General features: G+C 68.2%; 19 protein-coding genes. 10 read left to right on the top strand and 9 right to left on the bottom strand.

Annotated features, from left to right (window positions below; translation table 11 throughout):
- Positions 1-132 precede the first annotated feature (132 nt).
- The 6 genes from AC2A1N_RS01140 to AC2A1N_RS01115 all read right to left on the bottom strand — a co-directional run bounded on the left by AC2A1N_RS01140 (position 133) and on the right by AC2A1N_RS01115 (position 5820).
- Positions 133-531 carry a hypothetical protein gene (locus AC2A1N_RS01140; RefSeq protein WP_061480707.1) on the bottom strand — a complete coding sequence of 133 codons (399 nt, stop codon included), beginning with the start codon at positions 529-531 and terminating at the stop codon, positions 133-135.
- Positions 528-2663 (bottom strand): FUSC family protein, encoded by a 2136-nt coding sequence (locus tag AC2A1N_RS01135; protein WP_229298498.1) that lies wholly within the window; start codon positions 2661-2663, stop codon positions 528-530. The genes AC2A1N_RS01140 and AC2A1N_RS01135 overlap by 4 nt, the downstream gene beginning before the upstream one ends.
- A 3-nt stretch (positions 2664-2666) precedes the next feature.
- Positions 2667-4136, bottom strand: a complete 1470-nt coding sequence (locus tag AC2A1N_RS01130) for an efflux transporter outer membrane subunit (protein WP_061480706.1) — start codon at positions 4134-4136, stop codon at positions 2667-2669.
- Complete coding sequence (locus AC2A1N_RS01125) at positions 4133-5050, bottom strand: efflux RND transporter periplasmic adaptor subunit (protein ID WP_061480710.1); 918 nt, start codon at positions 5048-5050, stop codon at positions 4133-4135. Before AC2A1N_RS01125 ends, AC2A1N_RS01130 begins: the two co-directional genes overlap by 4 nt.
- Positions 5047-5256 carry a DUF1656 domain-containing protein gene (locus AC2A1N_RS01120; RefSeq protein WP_025875651.1) on the bottom strand — a complete coding sequence of 70 codons (210 nt, stop codon included), beginning with the start codon at positions 5254-5256 and terminating at the stop codon, positions 5047-5049. Before AC2A1N_RS01120 ends, AC2A1N_RS01125 begins: the two co-directional genes overlap by 4 nt.
- A gap of 108 nt (positions 5257-5364) precedes the next feature.
- The gene (locus AC2A1N_RS01115; protein WP_061480705.1) at positions 5365-5820 is read right to left on the bottom strand and encodes a MarR family winged helix-turn-helix transcriptional regulator; all 456 of its coding nucleotides are present in this window, start codon (positions 5818-5820) and stop codon (positions 5365-5367) included.
- Between the two features lie 623 nt (positions 5821-6443).
- Here AC2A1N_RS01115 and folE point away from each other — a divergent pair.
- The 4 genes from folE to AC2A1N_RS01095 all read left to right on the top strand — a co-directional run bounded on the left by folE (position 6444) and on the right by AC2A1N_RS01095 (position 12722).
- Positions 6444-7055 carry a GTP cyclohydrolase I FolE gene (gene folE, locus AC2A1N_RS01110; RefSeq protein ID WP_004141296.1) on the top strand — a complete coding sequence of 204 codons (612 nt, stop codon included), beginning with the start codon at positions 6444-6446 and terminating at the stop codon, positions 7053-7055.
- A gap of 112 nt (positions 7056-7167) precedes the next feature.
- Positions 7168-8637 carry a DUF3375 domain-containing protein gene (locus AC2A1N_RS01105; protein ID WP_049412510.1) on the top strand — a complete coding sequence of 490 codons (1470 nt, stop codon included), beginning with the start codon at positions 7168-7170 and terminating at the stop codon, positions 8635-8637.
- Complete coding sequence (locus tag AC2A1N_RS01100; RefSeq protein WP_005421303.1) at positions 8624-9325, top strand: DUF4194 domain-containing protein; 702 nt, start codon at positions 8624-8626, stop codon at positions 9323-9325. Before AC2A1N_RS01105 ends, AC2A1N_RS01100 begins: the two co-directional genes overlap by 14 nt.
- Before the next feature lie 16 nt (positions 9326-9341).
- Positions 9342-12722, top strand: coding sequence for an ATP-binding protein (locus tag AC2A1N_RS01095; protein ID WP_061480647.1), 3381 nt, complete (start codon positions 9342-9344; stop codon positions 12720-12722).
- A 105-nt stretch (positions 12723-12827) separates the two neighbouring features.
- On the opposite strand, the gene AC2A1N_RS01090 is transcribed toward AC2A1N_RS01095, so the two are convergent.
- Positions 12828-13607, bottom strand: a complete 780-nt coding sequence (locus AC2A1N_RS01090; RefSeq protein ID WP_061480655.1) for a sulfite exporter TauE/SafE family protein — start codon at positions 13605-13607, stop codon at positions 12828-12830.
- A gap of 102 nt (positions 13608-13709) precedes the next feature.
- Here AC2A1N_RS01090 and AC2A1N_RS01085 point away from each other — a divergent pair, with 102 nt between their 5' ends.
- Positions 13710-14102: a YchJ family metal-binding protein gene (locus tag AC2A1N_RS01085; protein WP_134968864.1), complete on the top strand. Its 393-nt coding sequence runs from the start codon at positions 13710-13712 to the stop codon at positions 14100-14102.
- Positions 14103-14105: 3 nt separating this feature from the next.
- Here AC2A1N_RS01085 and AC2A1N_RS01080 read toward each other — a convergent pair whose 3' ends face one another.
- Positions 14106-15386: a GGDEF domain-containing protein gene (locus tag AC2A1N_RS01080; protein ID WP_134968865.1), complete on the bottom strand. Its 1281-nt coding sequence runs from the start codon at positions 15384-15386 to the stop codon at positions 14106-14108.
- A gap of 166 nt (positions 15387-15552) precedes the next feature.
- Here AC2A1N_RS01080 and egtB point away from each other — a divergent pair, with 166 nt between their 5' ends.
- The 5 genes from egtB (at position 15553) to AC2A1N_RS01055 (ending at position 20878) form a co-directional block, all read left to right on the top strand.
- Entirely contained in the window at positions 15553-16824 is a 1272-nt protein-coding gene (egtB, locus tag AC2A1N_RS01075; RefSeq protein WP_134968866.1) for an ergothioneine biosynthesis protein EgtB, read from the top strand.
- Positions 16821-17795: an L-histidine N(alpha)-methyltransferase gene (gene egtD, locus AC2A1N_RS01070; protein WP_242894145.1), complete on the top strand. Its 975-nt coding sequence runs from the start codon at positions 16821-16823 to the stop codon at positions 17793-17795. Before egtB ends, egtD begins: the two co-directional genes overlap by 4 nt.
- Positions 17796-17878: 83 nt before the next feature.
- Positions 17879-19147, top strand: coding sequence for a lytic murein transglycosylase (locus AC2A1N_RS01065; protein ID WP_154351667.1), 1269 nt, complete (start codon positions 17879-17881; stop codon positions 19145-19147).
- Positions 19148-19187: 40 nt separating this feature from the next.
- Positions 19188-20054, top strand: a complete 867-nt coding sequence (locus AC2A1N_RS01060; RefSeq protein ID WP_134968869.1) for a D-hexose-6-phosphate mutarotase — start codon at positions 19188-19190, stop codon at positions 20052-20054.
- A gap of 50 nt (positions 20055-20104) precedes the next feature.
- Entirely contained in the window at positions 20105-20878 is a 774-nt protein-coding gene (locus tag AC2A1N_RS01055) for a DUF2628 domain-containing protein (RefSeq protein WP_231352410.1), read from the top strand.
- 6 nt (positions 20879-20884) lie between these two features.
- Here the strand turns inward: AC2A1N_RS01055 and AC2A1N_RS01050 are convergent, their stop codons facing one another.
- Entirely contained in the window at positions 20885-22075 is a 1191-nt protein-coding gene (locus tag AC2A1N_RS01050; protein WP_154351665.1) for a benzoate/H(+) symporter BenE family transporter, read from the bottom strand.
- Positions 22076-22623: the final 548 nt, after the last annotated feature.

Here is a 22623-nt window from a genome sequence, read left to right as displayed (position 1 = left end):
GCCGGGCCCCGGAGGGGGACTTGCAGCGTCCCCCGCAACCGGCCCCCCCCCCGCCAACCTACGGAATGCAGGCTTTTGCCGTTGACGTTGACGTTGATTCGGCAGGTGCAGGGCGCAGCCCTGCCGCCCCCGTCATTCCGCGATCAACACCAACCCATCCGGGAACACGATCGCCGCTTCATCGGCACTCACATCGAAGAAACCCACGCCGTGCTTCTCGGCCAGATCCTGCACCCGTCCGTGCGCGCGCTCGGCCACCGAGTACGCGAAGGCGCCGTAGATCACCTGCCGGCCGATGCTGTACTCGGTCACCTCGGCACGATCGTCATCGTCGTTGCTCAGTGGTCCGTTCAACGGCGGGAATTCCTGCGCCATCTCCGCAAACCACGCTTGCAGTGCCGGGCTGCTGACGGTCGGGTCGTCGTACTCGTGGCGCTCGTTCCACTGCGTCTGCTTCTCGAACCAGGCGATGAAGGCCGCCGCCTCGCGTGGCGCGGCGCTGGCCTCGAACACCATCATGTCGTAACTCATTGGAGCTTCCTGTGCAGAGCAGGGGTCAGCGCCTTCGCCTGCGGCGAAGGATCCGACCCCGGCAACGGGGTCTGTGGACGCACAGGGTATCCCGCTAGAGCTGTTCGGCTGCTCATCGCCAAGCCCGGCGCCAGCGCCCTGGCCTCTGGGAACAGCGCGAAGCGCAGGCCGATCAGGCCCATCAGCGCCTCGTCGCGGGCCTTGCATGCCGCCACGCTGCCAACCCGGCCCAGCGAGGTATCCAGCCGCTCGCGCAGCGCCTGGTCTGCAGCAATCGGCTTGCGCGCCGCGATCTGCCGCCGGTAGTGCCCAGCGATCTCTTCCAGGATGTGCTCGACGGCTTCGCGGCTGCGCTCGGGCAGTTCCAGCCGTGCACGACGCAGCTGCAGGATGTTCAGGCCGATGCGCGCCTCGTTGAGCATGTCCACCGAGGCGATGTCGCTGCCCTCCGGCGTCGCTGCCAGGCGCGGTGCGAGCAGGCCCAGCAGGTCGAGCATGCGTGCGGCGAAGCGCTGCCGATCCTGCTGGCCACGTCCTTCGGCGGCTTCGGCCAGCGTGGTCCAGCCCTGCCGCACCAGCCGGCGCGCGGTCCACTCGGCACCTACCGAACGGAACAGGCGGGTCATCACCACTGCAAAGCCAATGCCGATGAACATCGCGATCGACGAGTTGAGGAAGGTCTGGATGTTGGCGCTGTAGGTGTTCTGCAGGCTCAGCAGCGCGGCCAGATTGACTGTCAGCGGCAGCGCGAACAGCGCACTCTTGGGATGATGCAGCAGCAGTCCCAGCGGCAGGAAGGCCACCGCCAGCACCAGCGCCAGCAGGCCGAAGTCGTGCACGGCTGGAAACACGCCGAACAGGTACACGCCCGCCACAACCGAGGCGACCATCGCCCACACCAGGAACTGCACCATGCTGGGAGCCGGATCGTCCTGTGCGGCGAAGAATGCGGCCGTCACCGCCGCCATCATCGCGCCGTTGCCGCCGCCTTCCCAGCCCAGCGCGATCCACAGCACGCAGTAGCTCATCAGCGCCACGCCGGCACTGAGCGCGGAGAACAGCGCCATGCCGTAGTCGACGTGCTTGTCGGTGGCCACCCGTTCGGTGCGGATGCGGTAGTGCGCGCGATCCAACGGCGCGGTGCCCTGATCGATCGCGTGCTGCAGGGTGCGGCAGTCCTGCCACAGGTCCACCAGTTCCTCCAGGCGCAGCAGCAGGCTGGCCAGCTGCAGGTGCTGCAGGTCGCGGTCCACCTGCGGCTTCAGCGCGCTGATGCGCGCGCGCAGGCGGGCGTACTCGCTGGCGTTGGTCGGGCCATCCAGCCAATCGCGGATGTCGTCGACCAGCGCCGGCAGCCCATCCGGCAGGGCCTGGCCATCGCTGCGCAGCGCACTCAGGCGATCGGCGATTGACGACAACACCGGCAACAGCAACAGCATGCGCTCGCGCAGGCGCTCCATCGACACTGCCGAACCGGCATGGCGTGGATCATCGCGGCGCAGGAATTCGATCAGCGCCTCGAACTGCACCAGGTCGGCAGCCAGCCGGTTGCGCGGCGCGTGTGCGCGGCCACGCTCAAGGATCTGCCGGCACCACTGCGCGGCGTCCTCCATCCAGTTGCCGATGCGGGCGCGCAGCATCGGGCGTACCGACGCCGGGAACAGCAGCGAGGCAAACAGCACGGCCACCACCGTGCCGAGGATGATCTCCTCGCTGCGCGCCACCACGGTGTCGAAGATGGTCTCCGGCGAGGTGACTGCCGGGAAGCCGATGAAGGCGGTGGTGTAGCCGGCCAACAGGAACGCGTAGCCGCGAGGGCCGCGGTTGAGCAGGGCCATGAACAGGCAACCGGCCAGCCAGATCGACATCGCCGCACTCAGCACCAACGGGGTTTCCACCAGCGCCGGCAGTACCAGCAGCGTGGCCAGCCCGGCCACCAGTGTGCCGACGATGCGGTACACGCCCTTGGCGCGGGTCGGGCCCAGCAGCGGCTGGCTGACGATGTACACCGTGCCCATCGCCCAGTAGGGGCGCGACAGGTTGCCGGCCATGGCGATGTACAGCGCGGCCACCGCGGCCAGGTAGGTCTTGATCGAGAACAGCCACGCCTGGCGGTCGGTCAGCGCGTTCATGGCTTACTTCGCCGAGGCCTGTGCGGTGGCCGGCGCCGCCGGGGCAACCGTTGCCTGCCAGCCGCCACCCAGCACCAGGAACAGATGGATCTGGTCGCGCGAGACCTGCGCTTCGGCGGCGGCCAGGGTGGCGTCGCTGGTGGCCAGGCTGCGGTCGGCATCCAGGCTGGACAGGTAGGGTGTGCGGCCGCCCTGGTACAGCCGGCGGTTCTGCTCGGCGGCCAGCGCGGCCTGCTCCTGCGCCACGCGCAGCGACTGCAGGCGGCGCAGGTCCTGCGCATAGCGGTCCAGCGCAGTCTGGGTCTCGCGCAGCGCCTGCAGCACGGTGTGGTCGAACTCGGCCAGCGCGGCGTCGGCGCCGGCTTCGGCAGCGTGGACGCGCGCGTGCGTGCCCGACGACGGCAGTGTCCACGAGATCAGCGGGCCGATCGACCACTGCTGGGTCATCGGCGTGCCGAAGTCTTCCAGCAGGCCGGCGGCACCGACCGAAGCGCCGAGGCGGATGTCCGGGTACAGCTCGGCGGTGGCCACGCCAATGCGCGCGGTGGCCGAGGCCAGCCTGCGTTCGGCCTGGCGCACGTCCGGGCGGCGCTGCAGCAGCGCACGGCCATCACCGACCGGCAGCGGCTGCGCCAGGCTGGGCGCGTGCGCGCAGTCGATCACGCCGGCCGGCAACTGGCCTGGGGTCTGGCCCAGCAGTGCGGCCAGCGAATAGGCCGCGGCCGAGCGCTGCGCGCGCAGCGGCGGCAGTGCCGCCTCCAGCAGTGCCACCTGCGCATTGGCGCGGGCCAGTTCCGGCGGCGTGCCGCGGCCGGCCGCGATCAGGCGCTCGGTGACACTGCGGCTGCGCTGCTGCAGCTGCAGCGAATGCTCGGCCACGTGCAGTTCGTGGTTGGCGTGGCAGATTTCCAGGTAACTGTCGGCCACCTGCGCGACCACGCTGACCTGGGCCAGATCGCGTGCCGCCGCCACCGACTGCTCGTCGGCACGCGCCGCTTCGGCGCCGCGCTTGAGCTTGCCGAACAGGTCGAACTGGTAGCTGACCGCGAACTTGCCATCGGCCAGGTTGATCACCGGCAGCTCGTGCTCCTGCAGGAACGATTCGGCCGACAGCTGCGCGCGGCTGACGCCGGCCTCGGCCTCGTACTCGAATCCGCCCGCGTCCAGCGCCTGTTCGTACACGGCGGCGGCGCGGCGCAGGTGCGCATCGGCGGCCTTCAGTTCCACGTTGTCACGCAGTGCCTGGGTGATCAGCCCGTCCAGCACCGGGTCGTTGTACAGCGACCACCAGCGGTCGGGCAGCGCCTGGTTGGCAGCCACCTGCGGGTTCTGCGTATCGATGAAGGCCGCATTGGCCTGCGGGCGCTTGAACGCCGAGCCTTCCGGCAGTGCATAGTCCGGGCCGACGGTTCTGCACGCGGCCAGGCTGGCCAGTGCGACGATCAGGCCGAGACGGGGCAGGGCGGCGTTCACAGGCCCGCCTGTGTCGGCGAAGCGCCGGCCTTGTCGTTGTGCGGATGGCGGCCGGTGTCCACGGTCACCGTGGCGGTGCGCCCGGCGATCAGTTCCACGCCCTTGGGCACTTCGTCGATGGCGATGCGCACCGGGATGCGCTGAGCCAGCCGCACCCAGTCGAAGGCCGGGGTCACGTTCGGCAGCAGGGTGCTGCCGTTGCTGCGGTAGCGGTCCTCGATACCGGCGGCAATGCTTTCCACGTGGCCGCGCAGCGGCGTCGATTCACCCATCAGCCGGATGTCCACCGTCTGCCCCGGCGCCACGCCGCGCAGCCGGGTCTCCTCAAAGTAGCCATCGATGCGGAACGAGCCGGTATCCAGCAGCGCCAGCACCGGCTTGCCGGCCACCACGTAGTCGCCCACGCGCATCGTGCGGTCACTGACCCGGCCATCGGCCGGGGCGCGCACCTCGGTACGGCCGAGGTTGAGCTCGGCCAGGTCGACCGCAGCCTGTGCGGTGGCCAGCGCCGCCTGTGCGGCCTGCAGCTTGGCGCGGCGTACTTCGGCGTCCTCGGCGGCGACCAGGTCCTGCAGGCTGCGGTCGCGGCCGATCTCGCGGCGCAGCTGTGCCACCGAGGCCTGGCGCTCGGCCAGGCTGGCCTTGGCCTGCTCCAGCGCGATGCGGTAGCGGGCGCGATCGACGACGAACAGCAGGTCGCCCTTCTTCACCGCCTGGTTGTCGGCCACGTTCACCGTTTCCACCAGCCCGGACACGTCCGGCGCCACCTGCACCACGTCGGCGCCGACGTGGGCATCGCGGGTCCAGGGTTCATCCATGTAGTAGACCCACAGCTGGCGCAGCACCAGCAGGGCGATGATCACGGCTGCGCTGGTGAGCAGCACCGGCAGGGTCTTCTTCACGATCTTGTTCACGATTGCATCCAACGCAGGAGGTGGAACAGCAGGCCCAGCACGATTCCGTACAGCGCCAGGTTGAACAGCGCCGGGTGCCATACATGGCGGTAGGCGCCGGCACGCTGCAGCAGCGCGTGCAGGCCGCTGTTGACCAGATAGGCCAACACCATCAACCCAAGCAGGGTCGGGACGAACACTCCGTGGAGACTGAATTCACCGGGCATCGGTAGGGGCGGGGACGAGGTGGGGGAGGGGAGGGACAACGAAACAACAGCAACGGGCAAAAGCCGCTGGCGTGTGCACGGCAGCGGCGGCGTTCGGGGGCAGCGCTCTTACGTGATGCGGTCGGCGGCCTCGGCCAGCAGGCGCCATGCCTTCAGCACGGCGTGCAGTTCATCCATGGAAAGCTCGCCGAACACGTCCTGGCGCAGGCCGATCAACTGATCTTCCAGTTCGCTGACCAGCGCACGGCCCTCGTCGGTCAGCCACAGCAGGTTGGCGCGGCGGTCGCTGGCGTCGCTCTCGCGGCGGACCAGGCCACTGGCGCACAGCTTGTCCAGCAGGCGTACCAGGGAAGGACCCTCCATACCCAGCTGCTGGGCCAGCGCCACCTGGCGGATGCCACCGCCGGAGCGGCCGATCATCAGCAACGGCATGGTGCAGGCGGTGGAGATGCCATAGCTGCCGAGCCGGCTGTCGGCCAGGCGCTGCCACTGCCGCCCTGCGTACAGCAGGCCGGAGCTGAGCTGCATCTGCAGCACGGTGCGCTCGTCGAGGGGTCGGTCCATAAGAGATAGATAGGATACTACTAATTTCATTCCTATCAATGGGTTTTTATGAATGGGTGGGTGTGTTGAGGAAAGCGTTGCGCCTGCCTGGTGTCGGGTGGGGCGGCGGGGGCCGGACGGGGCAGGACACGCCGCAAGTACGTCCCTGTAGGCTCGGCCGCGGCATCCATGCCGCGGACGGTCCTGCCCCGCCCGGCCCCCGCTGCCTTCCCATCACCCCGCGAGCGCGGTGGGTTGGCTCTTGGAAGCAAGAGCAGAAGCAGTGCGGACCAACGGTCCGCACCCACCAAAGCAGAAGACACCACAGCAGCGGCGCGCTGCTTCCGAAGCCATGAACCCCCGCCTTTGCCCCCGCTTTCGGGCGGTCCGGCCGCGCCCGCAGGAACGCGCCCGCAGGAAACTGTCAGGGATGGGGAAGGGCGGCAGGGCAGGACCGTGAGGCGCATGGATGCGCCGACCGAGCCCCCATGGATGGGTTTACGGCGTGTCCTGCCCTGCCGCCCTTCCCCATCCAGACCCGTAACAGGCAGGCGCCGCCAGACCCCCCGATGAACCGTCCCCACAGGACGACCCACCCCCCGGTCGGGTACGATGCTCGCCCCCCGTTCGGGACGCTGTACGCAATGAGCAAGAACAACGAAAAGGCCGCCCCGCAGGGCGACGTGACCCAGGACCAGGCCGAGGATGCCGTGCGCACCCTGCTGCGCTGGGCCGGTGAGGACCCGTCCCGCGAAGGCCTGCTGGATACCCCCCGCCGTGTCGCCGAAGCCTATGGCGACTGGTTCAGCGGTTACCGCGATGACCCGCGCGCCTACATGGAGCGCACCTTCGAGGAAGTGGCCGGCTATGACGAACTCATCGTCCTGCGCGACATCGAGTACGAAAGCCACTGCGAACACCACATGGCGCCGATCATCGGCCGCGTGCACGTCGGCTACCTGCCGGCCGGCAAGGTGGTGGGCATCAGCAAGCTGGCCCGCGTCGTCGAAGCCTACGCCCGCCGTTTCCAGGTGCAGGAGAAGATGACCGCGCAGATCGCCCAGTGCATCCAGGATGTGCTGCAGCCGATCGGCGTCGGCGTGGTCGTCGAGGGCGCCCATGAATGCATGACCACCCGCGGCATCCACAAGCGCGGCGTCAGCATGGTCACCTCCAAGATGCTGGGCAGCTTCCGCGACGACGCGCGTACCCGCGCCGAGTTCCTGCGCTTCATCGAAGTGGGCGGCAAGCGCTGAGCCGCTTGACCGCACTCCGCCGGCCCCTGCGGGCCGGCATGCCCACGGCTGCCCGCGCGGCCGCCGCGGGCGGCTGCTCGTCCCCGCCAGCCCTCATGACTCCTTTCGCTGCATGAAGCACCGCGAACGCATCTCCCGTTACCGCCATCTGCGCGAACAGCCCCAGTGGAAGCTGCTCGCCGCCGACCACGCTCCGGAAATCATCGGCCTGCTGCAGGGGCTGCTGATGGACGGCGAGCGTACCCTGCCTTCGTCGGTGCTCAACGAGCGCCTGCAGCGTGCGCTGGATCAGCTCAACGGCGACGAACTGTCGCGCGAGCTGCCACGTACCGCGCAGGCCTACATCGCGCACTGGCTGGCCCAGGGCTGGCTGGAACGCCGCCTGCCCGAGGGCGCCGACCAGGAGCAGTACGAGCTGTCGACCGCAGCACTGCAGGCGATCCGATTCGCCGACGGCCTCGAGCAGGCCCGTGTGGCCGCCACCGAAAGCCGCCTGGCGCTGGTCATCGAACAGCTCTCGCAGCTGGCCGCGCAGACCGAATCCGATCCGGACGCCCGCCTGTCGGCGCTGCGCGACGAGCGCGACCGGATCGACGCCGAGATTGCCCGTGTCGGCGCCGGCCGTGTGATCGCGCTGGACGGCAAGCGCGCGCTGGAACGTGCGCGCCAGATCATCGGCCTGGCCGACGAGCTGACCGAGGACTTCCGCCGCGTGCGCGACGACTTCGAGCAGCTCAACCGCGAGTTCCGCGAACGCATCATCGACGACGAGGGCGAGCGCGGCGATGTGCTGTCGCAGCTGTTCGAAGGCGTGGACGTGATCGGCGAAAGTGATGCCGGGCGCAGCTTCCAGGCCTTCTGGCGCCTGCTCAACGACGCCGAGCAGAGCGCCCAGCTCGATGCCGCGCTGGAAGCGGTGCTGGCGCGTGGCTTCGCCCGCCGCCTGGACCGCAACGAACGCAACTTCCTGCGCGGCTTCACCAGCACCATGCTCGAGCGCGGTGGCCAGGTGCACGATGTGCTGCAGCACTTCGCGCGCAGCCTGCGCGGCTTCGTGCAGAGCCGTGGCTATCTGGAACAGCGTCGCCTCAACCAGCTGCTCAAGCAGGCGCAGTCCGAAGCGCTCGCTCTGCGTGACGAGTTCCCCGCACAACGTGGCATCGGCCGCGACCTGCAGCTGACCACCAGCCGCCTGCGCTCGTGGTCGCAATGGAAACTGCACGATCCGCGCAGCGCCCAGGTCGATGGCAACGTCGAATACAACGACGCAGCCGCGATCAGCCTGGAAAGCGTCGGCGATCTGGTCGCTTCGTCCGAAATCGACTTCCGCACCCTGCGCCGCGACCTGCACGACCTGCTCGATGCACAGCCGCGTCTCAGCATCGCCCAGGCCCTGTCGCAGCGCGAAGCGCCGCAGGGCCTCGGCAGCGTCATCGGCTACCTGTCGCTGGGCACGCGCTTCGGCAACGTGGTCGCCGGCGAGCAGGAGCTTGCGCAATGGCGTGGTGGCGACGGCCAGATCCGTCGCGCCCGCATCCCGCTGGTTTGGTTCACCCAGGAGAGACGCCATGAGCTGGCATGAAGATCCCATCGACGCACCGCAGGCCGACGTGGCGGAAGACGCCTACGAAGCCGAGCCGGTGGCGGCCGTGGCGCAGCCCCGCCGTGGCAACGACGTGTACTACCTCGGCGATACCGGGCGCCTGCCGCTGGATGCGCGCCGTGCGCTGTGCCAGCTGCTGATCGGCCCCAGCATCGACCAGCTGCGCCACGCCAAGCTGTGGCCGGCGCTGATCCGCAGCGAGGCGGCCATCCGCTCATCGCTGGCCGACCTGTTCCTGGAACTGGTGCTCGACCGCGACAGTGGCGTGGCGTTCACCCGCCAGGCCGATACCGAAGACGTCGATGCGCCGGTGCTGCTGCGCACCTCCCCGCTGACCTTCATCGACTCGGTGCTGCTGCTGTACCTGCGCCAGCAGCTGGCCGAGGCCGATGCGCGCGGCAACCGCGCAGTGGTCGCCGACGCCGAGATGGCCGAAGCGCTGGCCATCTACGAAAAGAACCTGTCCACCGACCGCGCCGGCTTCAACCGTCGCGTCGCATCGGCGGTGCAGAAGATGAAGGACAACCACATCCTGACCCGCCTCAGCGGCCAGGAAGACCGCCACGAAGTCTCGCCGGCGCTGAAGCTGCTGTTCTCCGCCGAAGACGTGTCCCAGCTTTCGGCGGTCTACCGCCAGCTGCGTGAAACCCCGGCCGCCGAGGCCTGAGAGACCCGACCATCGCATGGCTATCTCCAAGCACACTCCCGCCCTGTTCAACGAAGGCCTGCCGGACCCGCGCCTGCAGCAGTTCCGCATGCGCCGCCTGCAGGTACACAACTGGGGCACCTTCAACGGCCTGACCGAAGTACCGATCGCCGAGCGCGGCTTCCTTTTCGTCGGCCGCTCCGGCTCGGGCAAGTCGACCCTGCTCGATGCCATGTCCGCGCTGCTGACGCCACCGGCCATCGTCGACTTCAACGCCGCTGCGCGTGAAGCCGAGCGCAGTGGCCGCGACCGCAACCTGGTGTCCTACGTGCGCGGCGCGTGGGCCGACCAGCAGGACAGCGGCACCGGCGAAATCGCCACCCAGTACCTGCGCAAGGGCGCGACCTGGACCGCGCTGGTGCTGGAATACCGCGCCGGCGATGGCCGCGTGGTCAGCCTGGTGCGCCTGCTGTGGATCTCCGGCAACGGCACCTCGGCCGGTGATGTGCGCAAGCACTACATGATCGCCGAGCGCCCGTTCGACATCGCCAAGGACCTCGGCGGTTTCGACCTGGACCTGCGCAAGCTGAAGCAGAAGCTGCCCGACCTGCACCACTTCGACACCTTCTCCGGCTACGCCGAGCGCTTCCGCGACCTGCTCGGCATCGACAACGAGATGGCACTGCGCCTGCTGCACAAGACGCAGTCGGCGAAGAACCTGGGCGACCTCAACGTCTTCCTGCGCGACTTCATGCTCGACACGCCGAAGACCTTCGACGCCGCCGAGCGCCTGGTCAGCGACTTCGCCGAGCTTGATGGCGCGCACCAGGCGGTGGTCACTGCCCGCCGCCAGGTGGAAACCCTGTTGCCGGCGCGCGCCTACTACAACGACCTGAAGGAAATGCACCGCCGTCGTGGCGACGACGAAGCACTGAAGCTGGGTGTCGACAGCTTCCGCGAAAGCCGGCGCCAGGCGCTGATCGAAGCGCGCCTGCGCGAGATGGACGTGCGTGACCGCGGCCTGCTCGGCGAAGAATCCCAGCGCCGTGCCGCACTGGACAATCACACCGAGCGCCTGGCCGAACTGGAGCTGCAGCGCCGCCAGCAGGGCGGTGAGCGCATCGAGGAACTGGAACGCGAGCAGGGCCGTGCCGAAGCTGAGCGTGACCGCCGCCAGGCCAAGCGCGAGCAGGCACGCCAGGCGGCGCAGCAACTGGGGGCCGAACTGCCGGACGACGCCCATGGCTTCGCCGAACTGGTCGAGCGCGCACAGAACGAGCTGCAGGACCGCCAGCGTGCCTCCTCGGCACTGGACGACGCGATCAGTGACCGCCTGGGCGGCAAGCGCGATGACGAGCGCCGCTTCGGCGAGGTCCGTGCCGAACTCGAAGCGATGCAGCGCACGCCCTCCAACATCCCGGCGCCGATGCAGAAGCTGCGCGCGCGCCTGGCCGAGGAAACCGGCATCGCCGAGGCGGCACTGCCCTTCGTCGGCGAACTGATCCAGGTCCGCTCGGAAGAGCAGGGCTGGCAGGGTGCCATCGAGCGCGTGCTGGGTGGTTTCGCGCTGTCGCTGCTGGTCGATGACAAGCATTACAACGACGTCGCCGAATGGGTGAACCGTACCCATCTTGGCATGCGCTTCACCTACTACCGCGTGCGCCGCAACGATGATGCATTCGCCCGTGAGCCGTCGGCGAAGTCGCTGCTGCACAAGCTTGAACTGCGCGAGCATGTGTTCGAAAGCTGGCTGCGCCGCGAGCTGGGCAAGCGCTTCGACTACGAATGCGTGGATGCCAAGCAGCTGCGCAACGTCGACCGCGGCATCACCCGCGAAGGCCAGGTCAAGCATCCCGGCGACCGTTTCGAGAAGGACGACCGCAGTGCGGTGGGCGACCGCCGTCGCTGGATCCTCGGCTTCAACAACCACGACAAGGTGGGCGCCTTCGAGCGCGAAGCACAGGAGCTGGCCAAGCGCATCGCCAGCTGCGAGACCGACATCGCGCGCCTGCGCGGGCAGCGTGACCGCGACAACGAACGCCGCCTGGCCTGCCACGAGCTGGTCAGCATCAGCTGGAACGAGATCGACATCGCCGCTCCGCAGCAGCGCCTGAGCGATATCGAAGCCACCCTGCGCGACCTGCGCGAAGGCAACGCCGATCTCGCCAAGCTGGCCAAGCAGATCGACGCCGTGCGCGCCGACATCGAGCAGTCCCGCCGCACCTATGAAGACGTCCGCGTCGAGCGCGGCCAGCTGGTCAAGGAACGTGATCGCCTGGACCGCGCACGCCAGCAGAGCCGTGCACTGGTGCTGCCGAGCCTGGCCCAGGAGCAGGAAGCCGGCCTCGCCGAGCGCCTGCAGGAACAGGGTCCGCTCAGCCTGGAAACGCTCGAAGCGCACATGCGCCAGGTCAGCAACGCGCTGAACGAGCAGTTGTCGTCCTCGCAGCAGGACCTCAACCGCATCGAGAACCAGCTGATCGGCTGCTTCCGTCGCTTCATCCAGCAGTGGCCGGAGGAGTCGGGCGACTTCACCGTGTCGGTGGCCTCGGCCGAGGACTTCCTCGCACGCCTCGAACGGCTGGAACGCGACGGCCTGCCACAGCACGAAGAGCGCTTCTTCGACCTGCTGCAGAACCAGAGCAAGAACAACCTGCTGGCCCTGCAGCGTCACAGCGCAGAGGCCCGCAAGTCGATCGGCCAGCGCCTGGACGAGGTGAACGCCAGCCTGGAGCAGGTGCCGTTCAACCGTGGCACGCTGCTGACCATCGAACTGAGCGACCGCCGCCTGCCGGAGGTCGCTGAGTTCCACCTGCAGCTGCGCGAGGTGCTGTCGCAGCAGCAGACCGAGCAGCGCGAGCTGGCCGAATCGCAGTTCACCGTGCTGCGCCAGCTGGTCAACCGCCTCGGCTCGCAGGAAGGCGAGGACAAGCGCTGGCGCGAGCTGGTGCTGGACGTGCGCATGCACGTGGAGTTCATCGGCGTCGAGCTGGATGCGGAAACGCGCCAGCAGGTCGAGATCTACCGCAGCGGCGCCGGCAAGTCCGGTGGCCAGCGCCAGAAGCTGGCCACCACCTGCCTGGCGGCCGCGCTGCGCTACCAGCTTGGCGGCGCTGACAGCCAGCTGCCCAGCTACGCGGCGGTCGTGCTCGACGAGGCCTTCGACAAGGCCGACAACGAGTTCACCGCGCTGGCGATGAACATCTTCGACAACTTCGGCTTCCAGATGGTGGTCGCCACCCCGCTGAAGTCGGTGATGACGCTGGAGCCGTTCATCGGTGGCGCCTGCTTCGTCGAAATCAGCGGCCGCCACGACTCCGGCGTGCTGCTGATCGAGTACGACGAAGAGGGCAAGCGCCTGAAGCTGCCCGAGCGCAGCCGCCAGCAGGCCAACGAACCGGAAGAAGCCGAGGCCTGAGCGCCTCGGGCAATCCACCTGTAGAGCCGAGCCATGCTCGGCTGCTCTTCGCGACCGGAAACGGCGTGCCAACCAAGGTTGGCACCTACCATTTCATAACGTCCCTCACGAACCGCGGAACGTATCCCACGCCATCCGCGCGATCAGCACCACCACCAGCCCCACGAACAGCTTGCGGATGAACGGCGTGCCGCCCTTCAGCGCCAGGCGCGTGCCCACCACCGAACCGATGATGTTGGCTGCGGCCATTGGCAGCGCGAACAGCCACAGGATGTTGCCGGTCGGCACGAAGAACGAGATCGCTGCCACGTTGGTCGCCAGGTTCACGACCTTCGACGCCGCTGACGCGCGCAGGAAATCCAGCCCGAAGAAGCGCACGAACAGGAAGATCAGGAAACTGCCGGTGCCTGGCCCGAAGAAGCCGTCGTAGAAGCCGATCGCCGCACCGATCGCCAGCGCGATCACCAGTTCGCGGCGGCCGATCTCCTGCGGCCGGTGCAACGCACCGAAGTCCTTCTTCCACAGCGTGTAGGCCAGCATCGCGACCAGCAGCACCAGCACCAGCGGCCGTACAGCATCCTTCGGCAACAGGCTGACCGCCGTGGCCCCGGCAAAGGAAAAGATGAAAGCGGTGCCGGCCGCGAACAGCACCGGCTTCCACGGGAAGCGCACATTGCGCGCATAGCGCCAGGCAGCCGCACCGGTACCGAACATCGAACTGAACTTGTTGGTACCAAACAGCATCGCCGGTGTCTGCTGTGGCAGCACCGTGAACAGGCCGGGCAGCTGTACCAGGCCGCCGCCGCCCACGGCAGCATCCACAAGACCGGCGATGAAGGCGATCACCACCAGCCACCACAACTCAGGGGGAACCAGTTCCAGCACGGCGATCAATCAATGTGGGGGCGCGACAGCATACGCCTGTCCTGATCCGGGCGACTGCCGCCGCGCGTGCATCAATTCCTGCAACCCGGCGACAATGCCGGCATGAGCCGAAAATCCGCCGATCCCTGCCCCTGTGGCCTTCCCGCCGATTATCCCGCCTGCTGTGGCCGTTTCCATGCCGGCGGGGCCGCGCCCGATGCCGAGCGCCTGATGCGTTCGCGCTACAGCGCCTATGTGAGGGGCCTGGCCGGCTACCTGCGCCACACCTGGCACCCGGACACACGTCCGGCCGAGCTGTCGCTGGACGACGCGCCAGGCCAGCGCACCCATTGGCTGGGCCTGACCGTGCACGACCACACGGTCACCGGCGCAGACAGTGCTGAAGTGCGCTTCACCGCGCGCTACCGCATCGGCGGCGGCAGCGCGGTGAGAATGACCGAGCACAGCCGATTCCGGCGCATCGACGGCCGCTGGTATTACCTCGACGCGGTCTGAGCCCTACGCACTGGATGCAGCCAGCAGGCGCTGGCCGCCGTGCGCGCGGACCTGGTTGCGACCTCCGTCCTTGGCCATGTACAGCGCCTGGTCGGCGGCCTTGACCACTGCCGTCGGTCGCGGATCCACGCGGCTGTCGGCCAGCCCGATACTCACCGTCACCTGCACCACCTGGCCGGTGCCGCCGCGTCCGCGCTGCTGACGGCCGGCTTCGTCGTCACGGCTGCGGGTGCTGCGGTCGCGCAGCTGCATGCGGGTGTCCTCGATGCTCTGCCGCAGTGCTTCGACGGCCTCAATGCAGGCCGCCGCTGGGCGGTCGAGGAACACCACTGCGAATTCCTCGCCGCCATAGCGGAACGCTCGGCCACCGTCGCCGACACGCGCCAGCCGCGACCCCACCAGGCGCAGCACGTCGTCGCCGGTATCGTGGCCGTGGGTGTCGTTGAACGACTTGAAGTGGTCCACGTCCACCATCGCGATGCTGTAGGTGCCGCGCGCCCGCTGCAGGGTCTCGTTGAACGCCCGTCGCCCGGGCAGGCCGGTCAGCTCATCGCGGAAGGCCATGTGGAAGGATTCCTGCAGCATCGCGCCCAGCATCAGCAGCAGGGCGGCGCTGCTCAGCGCCGGCAGCAGTACCGGCTGCAGGAAGATCCGCGGCAGCATCCACCACAGGCATAGCAGGGCCAGCAGCATCGCCGTGTGCAGTGGCCGCGGATGCCGCCACGCCTGCCAGCCCAGCGCTGCGGTCGCCAGCAGGAACAGCAGCGCCGGCAGCTGCGCCAGCGCGTTCCAGTCGGCGGGAATCCAGGCCCAGTGACGGCTCGACAGCAGATCGTGCATGCCCTGCGGCTGTTGTGCCGCAAGCAGCAGGAAGATCACCAGGGCCGCGCCGCAGACCACGCTGCGCAGCAGCAGGTCCTGGCGTCGGCGTCCGCGTTCCGGCCACAGTGCCAGCCCGGCAAACAGCAGCGGCACCCAGGCCGAGATTGCGTGGAAGCGCAACGGAGTCAAGGCGCCGACATGGCCGCTGCGCAGGTAGCCCCCGACGTCCCGGTGCAGCAGGGCGAACACCACCGCCACGACCAGCAGCAGGCACAACGTGCGTATCTGGTGGTAGAGCAGGGCCAGGCCCGCGCCGAGGCAGGCCAGCAGCCAGGGCAGGATGCGTTGGGCCGGGCTGGCCACATCCTCGGTGCCCAGTGCCATCCACAGCACCAGGACGACCAGCACGGCGGGCAGCACGAACAGGTAATGCGCAGGCTGGCGGAGTGGATGCAGGGGCACGCAGGAAGTCCAGTGCGGTGACGATGCGGCCGCAACACTGCCGTTAGCGGCGTCCTCACCCGCTTCTTGAACACGCGCTTTTTGAAAAGGTATGCCCGCAACCATGTGAATGGGGCAGTGTGCCGCCATGACGTCGCACTCACCGCACTGCGCCGATGCTGTAGGCATGGACAGCGTACCCACCGCCGTCGCTGCCCCGCAGCACGACCTCGCCCACCACTTCGCACATGTGCGTGCCCGCAGCCTGCAGTTGGCCGCACCGCTCAGTGCAGAGGACGCCATGCTGCAGAGCATGGCCGACGCCAGTCCCAGCAAGTGGCACCTGGCCCATACCACCTGGTTCTTCGAACGCTTCGTGCTGGCGGGATTCGCCAGTGCGCCTGCGCGTGATCCAGCCTGGGACTATCTTTTCAACAGCTACTACAAAAGCATCGGTCCAGCGCACGCGCGGCCGCAACGCGGCCTGTTGTCGCGGCCCTCGCTGCAGCAGGTGCGCGACTACCGCCAGCAGGTCGATGCACAGGTGCAATCGCGACTGGCGGCGGGTGACCTCGACGCGCAGGCGCTGCACCACCTGCAGTTGGGCCTGCAGCACGAACAGCAGCACCAGGAACTGCTGTTGACCGACATCAAGCATGCGTTCTGGTGCAATCCGTTGCAGCCGGCCTACCGCGAGGACCTGCAGCCTGCCACCAGCGCTGCCAGTGCGCAGGGCTGGACCGAATCACCCGAACGCATCGTCACCATTGGCGCCGCTGCCTGGCCGCAGCACGCCGCCTTTGCCTACGACAACGAATCGCCGGCGCATCGCGTGCTGCTCCCCGCACACGCACTGGCAGAGCGTCCCGTCAGCAATGGCGAGTACCTCGCCTTCATCGAGGCTGGCGGCTACCGCGAGCCGCGCTGGTGGCTCAGCGAAGGCTGGGCGTTGCGCGAAACCGAGGGCTGGCAGCACCCGCTGTACTGGGACGATGCCCTGCAGCGCGAGTACACCCTCGGCGGTTGGCGAGAGCTGGACCCGCATGCGCCGGTCTGCCACCTCAGCTATTACGAGGCCGATGCCTGCGCGCGCTGGGCTGGTGCGCGCCTGCCCAGCGAGTTCGAGTGGGAAGCCGCCGCTGCGTCGCAGCCCCTGCGTGGCCATTTTGCCGACGACGATCAGCTGCACCCTCGGGCGGGGCAGGGCAGTGGGCTGCGGCAGCTGTTCGGCGATGTATGGGAATGGACCCACAGCGCGTATGGCGCCTATCCGGGCTTTCGCCCTTTCGCCGGCAACCTCGGTGAATACAACGGCAAGTTCATGTGCGGGCAATGGGTGCTGCGCGGTGGCAGCTGCGCCACGCCGCGTGGCCACGTGCGTGCCAGCTACCGCAACTTCTTCATGCCCCCGGCGCGTTGGCAGTTCTCCGGGCTGCGCCTGGCCAGGGATTTCGCATGAGTACGGTGCAGGACGCGCTGCAGGCGCTGACCGATCTCACTCCCGGCCGCCAGCAGATCCTTGCCGACGTGGTGGCCGGGCTGTTGCGCACGCCCCGCCAGCTGCCGTCCAAGTACTTCTACGATGCACGCGGCTCGCGCCTGTTCGAGCAGATCACGCATACGCCCGAGTACTACCCCACGCGCACCGAGCTGGCCCTGCTTTCACGGGTACTGCCGGACATCGCCCGAAGCGTCGGGCCGCACCTGCACGTGGTGGAACTGGGCAGCGGCAGTGGCCGCAAGACCGCGTTGCTGCTGGCCGCCCTGCACGACCCGGTGGCCTACACGCCGATTGAAATCTCACGTGCCGCGCTGCTGTCCAGCATCGACCATCTGGCCCCGGCGCTGCCCGAGGTGGAGATGCTGCCGGTCTGTGCCGACTTTACCCGTCCCGTCGCCGTACCCATGCCCGAACGCGAACCCGCGCGACGGCTGCTGTTCTTCCCGGGTTCCACGCTGGGCAACTTTGAAGGCGAGGACGCGGTCGCGCTGCTGCACGCGATGCGCCAGACCATGGGGCATGATGGCCTGGCCCTGGTCGGCATCGACCTGCACAAGGACCCGGCGTTGATCGAGGCGGCCTACAACGATGCGCAGGGCGTCACCGCCGCATTCACCCTCAACCTGCTGGCCCGCCTGAACCGCGAGATCGGCAGCGACTTCGATCTCGATGGCTTCCGTCATCGTGCACGCTACAGCACCGCGCGGTTGCGCATCGAGACCGATCTGGTCAGCCAGCGGGCACAGGACGTCCACCTGAATGGCCGCATTTTCCACTTCGCCGCCGGTGAACCCATTCGCGTCGAGTACAGCCACAAGTACACCGAGGACAGCTTCGACGCGCTGTTGCGGCAGGCGGGCCTGCAGGTGGCGCAGCGATGGGATGCCGAAAGCCCCGCCTATGGCCTGCGCCTGCTGCGCCGCGCCTGAGGTGGTGGCCAGCCGGTGCCCCTTCAGGTTCGGCGGCACCGCTGCCCCTAAGATGGCCGTGCAACGGCAACACGGAGGACGCCATGCCTGTTCTGACCACGCTCGGCCTGGCGGCCGCCCTTGCGTCGACCCCGGCGCTGCCTGCGGCTTCCGCCGCCAGCACCGATCCGGCGTTCAGCCGCTGCTTGGCGGGCCTGCAGGCCACCGCCGCGACCCAGGGCATCGGCGCTGACCGCTTCAACGAGATCACCGCCGGGCTCACCCCGGACCCCAGCGTGCTCGGCCTGCTCGATGCACAGCCCGAGTTCACCACGCCGATCTGGGACTACCTGGCCGCGCTGGTCGATCGCCAGCGCGTGGCTGATGGCCGCGCCCTGCTGCAGCAGCACCGCGACCTGCTCGATCGCGTGTCGGCCCAGTATGGCGTCGATCCGGCCACCATCGTCGCGGTCTGGGGCGTGGAGAGCGACTACGGCCGCGTGTTCGGCAAGCGCCCGCTGCTGCAGTCATTGGTCACGCTGTCGTGCGCCGGCCGCCGCCAACCTTTCTTCCGCGGTGAGCTGCTGGCGCTGCTCAAGCTGATCGACCGCGGCGACCTGCAGGCACAGGGGCTCACCGGCTCCTGGGCCGGTGCCTTCGGGCACACCCAGTTCATGCCCAGCACCTATGCACGCATCGCCGTGGACGGTGATGGCGATGGCCGCCGCGATCTGGTCGGCAGCATTCCCGATGCACTGGCCTCCACCGCCAACTACCTCAAGCGTGCCGGTTGGCGCAGTGGCGAACCATGGGGCATGGAGGTGCATGTGCCCGCCGGCTTCAACGCCAGCCAGGCCGGCCGCACCCAGCGTCGTGCCCTGGCCGATTGGCGCGCGCAGGGCGTGACCGCGCTGGATGGCAGCGCGTTGGCTCCGGCCAACCTGCCGGCGGATGCGCGCGCCGCCCTGCTGCTGCCGGCCGGCAACAAGGGCCCGGCGTTGCTGGTGTTCCGCAACTACGACGCGATCTACAGCTACAACGCTGCCGAAAGCTATGCGCTGGCGATCGCGACGCTTGCCGACCAGCTGCGCGGCGGCAACGGGCTGGCTACCGCCTGGCCGACCGACGATCCAGGCCTGGGCCGCGATGAGCGTCGCCAGCTGCAGACCCTGCTGCTGGCCCGCGGCCACGACATCGGTGCCGCCGACGGCATGATCGGTACCGCCACGCGTCGCGCGATCCAGGCCGAGCAGCAGCGCCTGGGCTGGAGCGAGGTGGACGGCCGCGCAGGCCAGCGCATCCTGCGCACGCTGCAGGAAGAGGCGGCCGCCATCGCACCCGCTGGGCAGAATGCCTTGCCGGCGGCACGTTGACCGCGACATCATCGCCGCGGTCTTCAAGGAGCGTCATCGCATGCAGTCGAATCCGGACATCAGCACCGGCCTGTATCACGGCCTGGAGGCCTGGCAGGTGCGAACCGCCAATGCCACAGCGGTCGTGAGTGTGTTTGGTGGCCAGCTGCTGTCGTTCATTCCCGATGGGCAGCCCGATCTGTTCTGGCTTTCGCCCACGCGCGCCGAGCTGCCCACGCCCATCCGCGGTGGCGTCCCGGTGTGCTGGCCGTGGTTCGGCCGCCAGGGCCAGAGTGCCGATGTACCGGCGCACGGCCTGGTACGTACGGCGCGCTGGGAGCTTCTGCATGCCAGGCAGAGCGATGACGGTGAGGTCGAGCTGCAGTTGGCACCTGCGCCCTGCGCCGATCCCGGCCTGCGCCTGCAGATGCAGCTGCGCATCGGCCGCCAGCTGCGCCAGCAGCTCGTCACCGAGAACACCGGAACCTCGCCGGTGACCTTCACCCAGGCACTGCACAGCTACTTCCGGGTCGGCGATGCCACTCGTGTCGAGGTCGATGGCCTCGACGGCCTGCAGTACCTGGACAAGTACGAGGACGGCGCGCAGCTGCGCCAGCAGCAGGGGCCCTGGTCGCTGTGTGACCCGCGCGATCCGGGGCGCAGCGACCGCATCTATACCGGTGCCGGCGGCCACTACGTGCTTCGCGATCCCGTCCTGCAGCGGCGGATCGAGATCCGCAGCGAAGGCAGCCAGACCCTGGTGGCCTGGAACCCGGGCATGGAGGCAGCGGCGAAGATGGCCGATGTCGGCGAGGGCTGGCGCGATTACGTCTGCCTGGAAGTGGCCAACGCCGGGCCAGAGCAGATTACGCTTGCGGCGGGTACGCGCCATCAACTGGTGCAGACCCTGGGCAGTACCGCGCTGTAGGCGCTGGCAGCGGTTCCAGTTTGTTGAGGCAGGTAGCAGGGACGGAAAACATGCAGGAAGCACAATGGTGGTACGCCAATGGCAGGCAGAGCAGTGGGCCGGTGGATCTGGCCGGTCTTCGCCAGCTGCAGCGGCAAGGGACGGTTACGGCGCGCACCCTGCTCTGGTGCGAAGGCATGCCCTCATGGCGGCCGTTGGCCGAACTGGAGCAGGCTTCCATTCCCACCGCGGTGGCTCCGGCCCCGGATATCGACGCAGCCCCTGCAGTTGAGGGCATTGCGCCGAATATCGGCGATCCGTCCGATCCCTATCGTGCGCCGGTCGCTGTACCGGACAGGGCTGCGGCTGCGGGGCTGGAGGGCGAGAGGGCCTTGTACGCCAGCGTGGTCGGCGGCAACTTCCCGATCTATCGCCAGCGCTGGCGGCTGGATCAGGGCATTCCCACGGGCAGTGGCACCTGGCACTGGCCGGCCTTCCTGCTTGGCCCGATCTGGATGATGTACCGCAAAATGTACCGCCTGGCGGCAATGTGGGTCGGTCTGCTGCTGCTGATCAGCGTGGTGGAGACCTTGCTGGATGTGCCCGAAGGCGTGTCGCTGGTCATCACCATCGCGCTCAGCGTCACCACCGGCACCTTTGGCAACACCTGGTACCTGGCACACTGCCAGCGCCTGATCGCCCAGGCCCGTGCCGTCAGCGGCGGCGATGACGCACGGCTGCGCAGCGAGCTGACCGCACGCGGCGGCACCAGCGTAGCCGCCACACTGGCCGCCATCGTCATCTCGGTGGTGTTGAGCACCGTCGGCGCCGCACTGGCGGGGTAGGGCAGGTCAGCGGCCCTGATGATGGGGCCGCAGCACCAGCAGGCACAGCGCACCGGCCACCAGCCCCCAGAACGCCGAGCCGATGCCGGCCAGGGAGACGCCCGAGGCGGTGACCAGGAAGGTGACCAGTGCCGCCTCGCGGTCCCGCTCTACCGCCAGCGCACTGGCCAGGCTGTTGGCGATGGTGCCGAACAGCGCGATACCGGCCACGCACGCCACCAGCTCGCTGGGGAAGGCCGCGAACAGTGCGGCCACGGTGGCGCCGAACAGTCCGATGATGATGTAGAAGGCACCTGCCGCCATGGCGGCGGTATAGCGTCGTGCCGGGTCCTCATGTGCATCACGGCCCATGCAGATCGCGGCGGTGATTGCCGCCAGGTTCAGCGCGTAGGCACCGAACGGCGCCAGTAGTGTATTGACCACACCGATCCAGCCGATCAGCGGCGACACCGGGGCGTCGTAGCCGGATGCCCGCATCACCGCCACGCCGGGAATGTTCTGCGAGGCCATGGTGACCACGAACAGGGGCAGGGCGATGCCGGCTACCGCAGTCCAGGACAGGGACGGGGTCACCCATTGCGGTATCGCCAGTTGCAGCTGCACCTGCTGTGCGTGCAGCAGGCCACGGCTGGCTGCGACCGCGATGCCGACCAGCAGTGTGGCGATCACCGCATAGCGCGGGAACAGGCGGCGTCCCGCCAGCCAGGTGGCGAACATTGCCAGTGCCAGTACCAGCTGGGAATTCATGGCCACGAACACGTCCAGACCGAAGCGCAGCAGCACGCCGGCCAGCATGCCGGCGGCCAGCGCCATCGGCACCCGCTGCATCAATCGTGCGAACACCCCGGAGAAGCCTGCCAGCATGCCAAGCACTGCGGCGAGCAGGAATGCACCGGTGGCCTCGGCGAGCGAGGCGCCACCTGCACCGACCACCAGCATCGCCGCGCCCGGTGTCGACCATGCGGTCACCACCGGCACGCGATAGCGCAGCGACAGCCCGATGCAGGTGACACCCATGCCCAGTCCCAGTGCCCACATCCATGAGGCGATCTGTGCCTGGTCGGCGCCGACAGCCTGGGCGGCCTGGAACACGATCACGGCTGAGCTGGCGAAGCCGACCAGCACCGTAATGAAGCCAGCGACGATGGCCGGCATCGAAAGATCGCGCCACCACGCGCGCCGCACCTGCATGCTCATTGCTCTGTCTCCACTGTGCATCCTTGCATTGATAGGGGTTGCGGCGTTGACCGCGCAACGCGCGGGCAACGCCGCCGCGATCTTCGAGCGTACGTCATGCGTGATGTCGCGATGCTTCTGTCATCACCGTGCAAAAAAAGCCTTGACGAAATCTGCAGGATCTCTAGAATTCGCCCCCTTGCTGCAGCGCATCGCTTCCCCGGAAACGACACGCGAACAGCGACGCCACCACCGACGAACGCGTTGATCGAACGAAGGTGTTGACGGACTCGAAAAGTCCGGCATAATAGGCGGCTCGCAACGACGAAAGACCCTCGGGTCCAACGACGAAGCAGCATCGGCAACAACGTCCGCTCCGGTGAGACGGCCTTGAAAAGAGGTGTTGACGAAGCGGAAAAGCCGGCTATAATGGGCGGCTCGCTACGAAGGAAACTTCGCAGCACACGGGAACGGCGCTGAGGCCACTTCCCCGGATCTTTGAAAGTATGCGCAGGTATCTTGTGAAGGCGCCTGCAGGAAGGATGATTGTCCATCTTGCAGACGTTTGA

The sequence above is a fragment of the Stenotrophomonas maltophilia group sp. SKK55 genome, assembly GCF_057179845.1.
This window is presented reverse-complemented; position numbering and strand designations above follow the sequence as displayed.

Bases quoted from the DNA above. Each gene is read 5' to 3' on its own strand.
- AC2A1N_RS01065 (WP_154351667.1), top strand. From the start codon at position 17,879: ATGCCTGTTCTGACCACGCTCGGCCTGGCGGCCGCCCTTGCGTCGACC.
- AC2A1N_RS01135 (WP_229298498.1), bottom strand. From the start codon at position 2,663: ATGAACGCGCTGACCGACCGCCAGGCGTGGCTGTTCTCGATCAAGACC.
- AC2A1N_RS01060 (WP_134968869.1), top strand. From the start codon at position 19,188: ATGCAGTCGAATCCGGACATCAGCACCGGCCTGTATCACGGCCTGGAG.
- egtB (WP_134968866.1), top strand. From the start codon at position 15,553: ATGGACAGCGTACCCACCGCCGTCGCTGCCCCGCAGCACGACCTCGCC.
- AC2A1N_RS01100 (WP_005421303.1), top strand. From the start codon at position 8,624: ATGAGCTGGCATGAAGATCCCATCGACGCACCGCAGGCCGACGTGGCG.
- AC2A1N_RS01055 (WP_231352410.1), top strand. From the start codon at position 20,105: ATGCAGGAAGCACAATGGTGGTACGCCAATGGCAGGCAGAGCAGTGGG.
- AC2A1N_RS01095 (WP_061480647.1), top strand. From the start codon at position 9,342: ATGGCTATCTCCAAGCACACTCCCGCCCTGTTCAACGAAGGCCTGCCG.
- AC2A1N_RS01105 (WP_049412510.1), top strand. From the start codon at position 7,168: ATGAAGCACCGCGAACGCATCTCCCGTTACCGCCATCTGCGCGAACAG.
- AC2A1N_RS01115 (WP_061480705.1), bottom strand. From the start codon at position 5,820: ATGGACCGACCCCTCGACGAGCGCACCGTGCTGCAGATGCAGCTCAGC.
- AC2A1N_RS01085 (WP_134968864.1), top strand. From the start codon at position 13,710: ATGAGCCGAAAATCCGCCGATCCCTGCCCCTGTGGCCTTCCCGCCGAT.
- AC2A1N_RS01120 (WP_025875651.1), bottom strand. From the start codon at position 5,256: ATGCCCGGTGAATTCAGTCTCCACGGAGTGTTCGTCCCGACCCTGCTT.
- AC2A1N_RS01050 (WP_154351665.1), bottom strand. From the start codon at position 22,075: ATGAGCATGCAGGTGCGGCGCGCGTGGTGGCGCGATCTTTCGATGCCG.
- folE (WP_004141296.1), top strand. From the start codon at position 6,444: ATGAGCAAGAACAACGAAAAGGCCGCCCCGCAGGGCGACGTGACCCAG.
- egtD (WP_242894145.1), top strand. From the start codon at position 16,821: ATGAGTACGGTGCAGGACGCGCTGCAGGCGCTGACCGATCTCACTCCC.
- AC2A1N_RS01140 (WP_061480707.1), bottom strand. From the start codon at position 531: ATGAGTTACGACATGATGGTGTTCGAGGCCAGCGCCGCGCCACGCGAG.